We start from the raw sequence: 5,210 nt of genomic DNA, 5'->3' as shown, positions 1-5,210 counted from the left end.
CCTGACGGGCCAGCGCGGCGGCACTCACCGCGCCCGGGCCTACCATCCGCTTCACCATCTGTGACTTGAATCCATCCGTGTACGGCACTGCATCCTGCCTGCTCTCGCCCCCCAAGGCGTGGTCATCCCGGCCACTCAGCCGAGGCGACAACTTCCCTGACACAGGGGGCTACTGCCGCCCGCCGCAGCCTCATTGGCTCGAATCAGGCTCCCTCACAGGTACAGGGGGTATGTCCGGCTAAGCATTTCTTGCGATGCCACTCTTCCACCATTCACTGATTGGCCCGGAGCTCCCGGGAACCTGCGAGGCGCCCCGAGCGGAGATCAGCGTGGATGATGCTGCTGGATGAGCTTCGCGAATCGCCGCAGACCGATTGCGTCGGCAGCGGACGGCGACACGGCGTTCGCGAGCGTGAGCATCCTGAGCAGCCCTCCGCCCATGATGTGGGCCCGACGTCGCTGGCGGATGGTGGCGAGGATCTCGCGCGCGACCACGTCGGGCTCGCAGAGGGCGACGCCCATCTTGCGCCACATGTCGAAATACGGGGACTCCGACTCTGTGTTGGAGGGCACAGGCCCGAAGAACGAAAGCACCACGTCGGTCCCGGCAAGCTCGCGGTTGGCGCCTTGCACGTAGCTCGCCAGCGCGCCGCGGGTCGCCGCGTAGGCGCTCATGAACGGCAGCGCCACCCGGCCGTCCATGGCGCCGCCGAGGTGGACGACCACTCCGCCGCCGGCTTGCTTGCGCAACCCCGGCAGGAATGCCTGGGTCACGAAGATGGGTCCCTTCACGTTGACCGAGAGCAGCGCGTCGACGTCGGCCGGCGTGTAGTCCTCAATTGCCTTGCGTGGCGAGATGCCCGCGAGGTTCACCACCGCATCGACCCGGCCGAGGTGCTCGAAGGCCGCCGCCGCCAGCTTCTCGAGGCTCGCCGGATCGGTGACGTCCGCGCGCAGGTAAATCGCCGAACCGTCGCTCCGGCCGGTCAGCTCCGCGGCGTCGTGCTCGCGCCGCGCCGCGAGCACGATCCGGAAGCCCTCGGCCGCGAGGAGTCTGGCAAGGGCGTGACCGAGTCCTCCGGTCGCCCCGATGAGAACGGCGGTGGGCGCATCCATGCCCTGCCTTGCTTCGGCGCGGTCGGTTCCGGTAGCGCCACCGGTAATCACAGGGGGCTTTCCATTCAGTCCAGTCATTTCGTGTTCCTTTCGATGAACACCGGTTACTATTAAAGTATCTATTGAGAGCAAAAAAAACTAGCCGGACCTGGCCCTGATTCTCGACACCACGTCCGCCAATGTCGTCTGCCTCAGATCCCTACGGACGGCCTCCTGAGTGCCAACCAGCACGTCGCTCATGACTTCCTTGATGTTACAGCTCACGACACACTCCTTCGTTTTGGGATAGGCATGGATGGCAAAAGCATCTGGAGGGTTTACCGCAGAGTAGATGTCTAAGAGGGAAATACTCTTTGGGCTTCGTGCCAGGCCATAACCACCCGACTTACCAACAGTCGCCTTAGCCAGCTTCGCCTTCGAGAGTTTAACGAGGATTCTCTTAACAAAAACCGGGTTCGCATTCACGCTGCCTGCGAGAATTTCCGACGTGAAAACTCCATCGTGATGTGCGATTGCCGCCATTACGTGGACGGCGATCGAAAATTGAGTGTTTACGGAGGCCATTTATGGATACTATGTTGGTATCCATATCTGGATGCAAGAGCAAAGTAACCGTCCGGCCAAACGACGGCTTGAGCGCTCGACGCAGTCATGCCTAGAGCGTGTCCGCAAAATAGGTCGAGGGCGCCCGGCGTTGAGGCGGCATGAGCCGGGGAGAACCGACCGACGCGCAATGGAAGAGGCTGGCCGGCCTGCTGCCGCTGCAGCCGCCGGCCAGGGGCCGCCCCAATATGGACCACCGCCTGGTGTTGGACGGCATCTGCTGGGTGCTGCGCACGGGTGTGCCCTGGCGAGAAGTGCCACGGGAGCGCTTCGGGAGTTGGAAGACGCTCAGCAGTCGTTTCTACCGGTGGCAGGAGGCGGGCATCTGGGCGCGAATCCTGCGCCAGTTGCAGGCCGAAGCGCATGAAGACGGGCGGCTGGATTGGACGCTGCACTACGTGGACGCCAGCGTGGTGCGAGCCCACCAGCATGCGGCCCGTGCCCGCGGCACGCCGCATAAAGGGGGGAAGCCGAAGCGCTCGGGCGCAGCCAGGGAGGTTTCTCGACCAAGCTCCACGTCCGGGCCGAGGGCCGAGGCCGCCCCCTCGTCTTTGCGCTGACGGCGGGCCAGCGACACGAGACGCAGGCCTTCCCCGCCCTGATGGCGGGCGGAAGCGTCCCGCGTGCGCATACGCCGGGGGCGCCGCGCCGACTGCCGGATGCCCTCGTAGGGGACAGGGGCTACAGCTACAACAGCCTGCGCGACTGGTGTCGTGAGCACCGCGTGCAGGCGGTCATCCCTACTCGCTCCGACCAGCGGCGCCTTCGTTCCTTCCGCCACGCGGCCTACCGCAAGCGCTGCCGCGTGGAGTGTCTCTTCAATCGCTTGAAGCAGAACCGGCGGGTGGCGACGCGCTACGAGAAGCGCGCCGCCAACTACCTCGCGATGGTCCTCATCGCCTCTATCCGCCTCTGGCTCTCGTTTGCGGACACGCTCTAGCCCAGAGGCACCGACAACAGCTCCCGCTGACACGTCACGTAGAGCGTCCGGTCGTGCACCAGCAGGCCGCCCAGGTCGGCGTGGCCGACGTCGTGCACGGCGAGGCACTCGGTAGAGTCGAGCGACCAGACGCGCACGGTGCCATCGGAGCTCCCGGTGCACAGCAGCCCGCGCGAGGGCTCCACCGCGACGAAGTCCACCCAGTGCGCGTGGCCGTGCCATTGCCGCACGACGCGGCCGGTGCGGCTGTGGAACATGCGGGCCACGAAGTCCCAGGACCCGCAGAGGAGGTGCTCTCCGTCGGGGTGCCAGGCCAGCGCCCGGAGGGTGTTCGACGGGCGGTTCCACACGATGCCGAGCTGCTCCTTGCGCTCGGCGCCGAGGGGCTCATGGCGCGCGGTGGCCATGCGCAGGTGGAAGAGGGCGCGGACGTTGAGCGTGAGGCCTTCGAGCAGGTGCACCGCGCCGTTGCTTCCGCCCACGGCGACGAGGCCCCGGGCGGGCGAATGCGCGAGCGCGTAGAGCGGTCCGGTCTCCAGCGTGCGCAGGTTCTCGCCCGTCCATGCGTCCCACAGCCGCGCGCTGCTGTCGGCGCTGATGGAGACGACGCGGTCCTCGCTGACGACCGCGGCGGCCTGGACCTCCTCTCCGTGGCCCTCGAAGGTCTGCACGCGTCGCCAGTCCTTGGAGTCCCAGACGGCCAGGCCGCGGATCTCGTGCGCCTCGAGCACGCGGCCCAGCTCGGCTTCACCCGCCAGCCGGAACCAGGGCTCTCCATTCCGACAGATGGCGCCCGTCTTCAGGACCCGCGTGCACTCACCGGTCGCCAGGCTCCAGAGGAAGATGCGCCCGCGCCCGTTCGCGGCGATGTGACGCCCGTCGGGCCACAGCATCGGCGCCCCGAGCGGATCTCCGTAGGGTTCACCCGCATCGAGCCACTGGGGATAACGGCGCCACATCGCTTCAGTCTAGGACGTGTCCGCAAACTAGAGCCAGAGACGAATGGAGGCGATGAGAACCATCGCCAGGTAGTTGGCGGCGCGCTTCTCGTAACGCGTCGCCACGCGCCTGCTCTGCTTCAGGCGATTGAAGAGACACTCCACGCGGCAACGCTTGCGGTAGTCCGCGTGGCGGAAGGAGCGCAGGCGGGGCTGGTTGGAGCGGGTGGGGATGACAGCCTGCACGCGGTGCTCACGACACCACGCGCGCCTGCCCTTGGACAACAACCGCAGCGAAGCCGCCCTGCGCAAGGCCGCCCTGGGCAGGAAGAACTTTCTCTTCGTCGGCCACGAGGCCGCAGGGGAGAACCTCGCTCCGGCACGTCGTTGGCCGGACGGTTACGGCCGTCCGCGACTACCTGCCTGCGGGCACGAGGCCGTAGAGGGTGGTGATCTCCCGGGAGCGCGCGGCGTGCAGGGGGTCCTCCTTGTCCTTGGCCTTGGAGTGCCGCGCCGGGGTGGACTTTCGCCACGCCACCGTCAGGCCGCAGCGCGCGAACTGCTCCTCGAGCCACTCGGGCGGACGCAGGCCCAGCAGCACCGCGAGGTCCGACAGGATGAGCAATCCCTCTCCCCCCGGGTTGAGCGCGGCGGGGAGTCCTTCGAGGAAGCGCCGCAGGAACTGGCTGTCCTCGTCGAACACCGCTCGGTCCACGCGGTTCTTGGGCGGCTCCGGAATCCACGGCGGGTTGCAGACGACGAGGTCCGCCTTGCCTTCCGGAAACAGGTCCGCCTCCGTCACCTGGAAGCGCTGCGAGAGGCCGAGTCGCTCCGCGTTCTCCCGTGCGCACGTCACCGCGCGGGAATCGCAGTCGGTGGCCTGCGCGAACGCCGCGCCGCGCTGCAGGAGGAGGAAGGAGAGCACGCCGGTGCCGGTGCCCACGTCGAACACGCGCTTGTCCTTCACGTCCGGCACGGCCGCCAGCAGCTCCACGTAGTCGGTGCGCGTGGGCAGGTAGACGCCGTAGTGCGGATGCAGCAGGCCCTTGAGACCCGGGACGGCCAGGCCCTTGCGCTGCCACTCCGCGGCCCCGAGCATGCCGAGCAGCTGCTTGAGCGGCACGACGGTGAAGTCCGTCGTCGGCTCGCCCCACACCTGCCGGCACGCTGCCGCGACCTCCGGTGCACGCGCGAGGTCCAGGCGGTAGTTCCGGTCGAGCGCGACGACGATGCGCGACAGCGTCGCATGCTCCAACTGCCGCGCGCGGCGCTCGGCCCGGAACGCCTCCAGCGGCGAGCGGGCTTGCGCGGACCGTTCGAGCCGCCGGCCCAGCGCGCCAAGGAGCTGCTTGGCGTTGTGGAAGTCGCCGGTGTAGCGCAGGAACTCGCCCCGGCGGACGCGCTTGAGCGCGGTGTCGGCGCTGAGCGCGTCATCGACGGGTGACAGGCGCGTAGGCGCGGGCTCGTCACTCTCCGAGTGCCAGGTGAACGCGGCGTCGGGCGGAAATTCGAAGGGCGCGGCGGCGGCGGGCGCCGGCTTCTTGGGGGCGGCCGCGGAAGAGGGCCTCTTGGAGGCAGCGGGCGCCGGCCTCTTGGGGGCGGCGGCGGACGAC

The 5,210-nt window shown here is 68.0% G+C and carries 4 protein-coding genes and 3 pseudogenes; 2 read left to right on the top strand and 5 right to left on the bottom strand.

All coding sequences use genetic code 11. The features are described 5' to 3' along the window. Nucleotides 1-324: 324 nt before the first annotated feature. Both D7Y13_RS38245 and D7Y13_RS38240 read right to left on the bottom strand, forming a co-directional pair. A complete protein-coding gene (locus D7Y13_RS38245) occupies nt 325-1,116 on the bottom strand; it encodes an SDR family NAD(P)-dependent oxidoreductase (RefSeq protein WP_158620508.1) in 792 nt (263 codons plus the stop codon). 138 nt (nt 1,117-1,254) lie between these two features. Further along, nucleotides 1,255-1,680, bottom strand: coding sequence for an Rrf2 family transcriptional regulator (locus tag D7Y13_RS38240; RefSeq protein ID WP_120534065.1), 426 nt, complete (start codon nt 1,678-1,680; stop codon nt 1,255-1,257). Between the two features lie 140 nt (nt 1,681-1,820). On the opposite strand from D7Y13_RS38240, the pseudogene D7Y13_RS38235 reads away from it, so the two are divergent. Continuing rightward, a pseudogene (locus D7Y13_RS38235) lies at nt 1,821-2,659 on the top strand (IS5 family transposase). Here the strand turns inward: D7Y13_RS38235 and D7Y13_RS38230 are convergent. After that, nucleotides 2,656-3,618, bottom strand: a complete 963-nt coding sequence (locus tag D7Y13_RS38230; RefSeq protein ID WP_233596012.1) for a WD40 repeat domain-containing protein — start codon at nt 3,616-3,618, stop codon at nt 2,656-2,658. The pseudogene D7Y13_RS38235 and the gene D7Y13_RS38230 overlap by 4 nt on opposite strands. Nucleotides 3,619-3,645: 27 nt before the next feature. Further along, a pseudogene (locus D7Y13_RS38225) lies at nt 3,646-3,846 on the bottom strand (transposase); the annotation flags it as partial. Between the two features lie 22 nt (nt 3,847-3,868). Here D7Y13_RS38225 and D7Y13_RS38220 point away from each other — a divergent pair. Next, nucleotides 3,869-3,973 (top strand): annotated as a pseudogene (locus tag D7Y13_RS38220) (IS66 family transposase); the annotation flags it as partial. A gap of 39 nt (nt 3,974-4,012) precedes the next feature. Here D7Y13_RS38220 and D7Y13_RS48860 read toward each other — a convergent pair. After that, nucleotides 4,013-5,044, bottom strand: a complete 1,032-nt coding sequence (locus D7Y13_RS48860; RefSeq protein ID WP_120586022.1) for a 50S ribosomal protein L11 methyltransferase — start codon at nt 5,042-5,044, stop codon at nt 4,013-4,015. Nucleotides 5,045-5,210 lie beyond the last annotated feature (166 nt).

This window comes from Corallococcus praedator, assembly GCF_003612125.1.
Taxonomy (GTDB): domain Bacteria; phylum Myxococcota; class Myxococcia; order Myxococcales; family Myxococcaceae; genus Corallococcus; species Corallococcus praedator.
The sequence above is the reverse complement of the archived record's forward strand: the minus strand, read 5'-3'. Positions and strand labels throughout refer to the sequence as shown.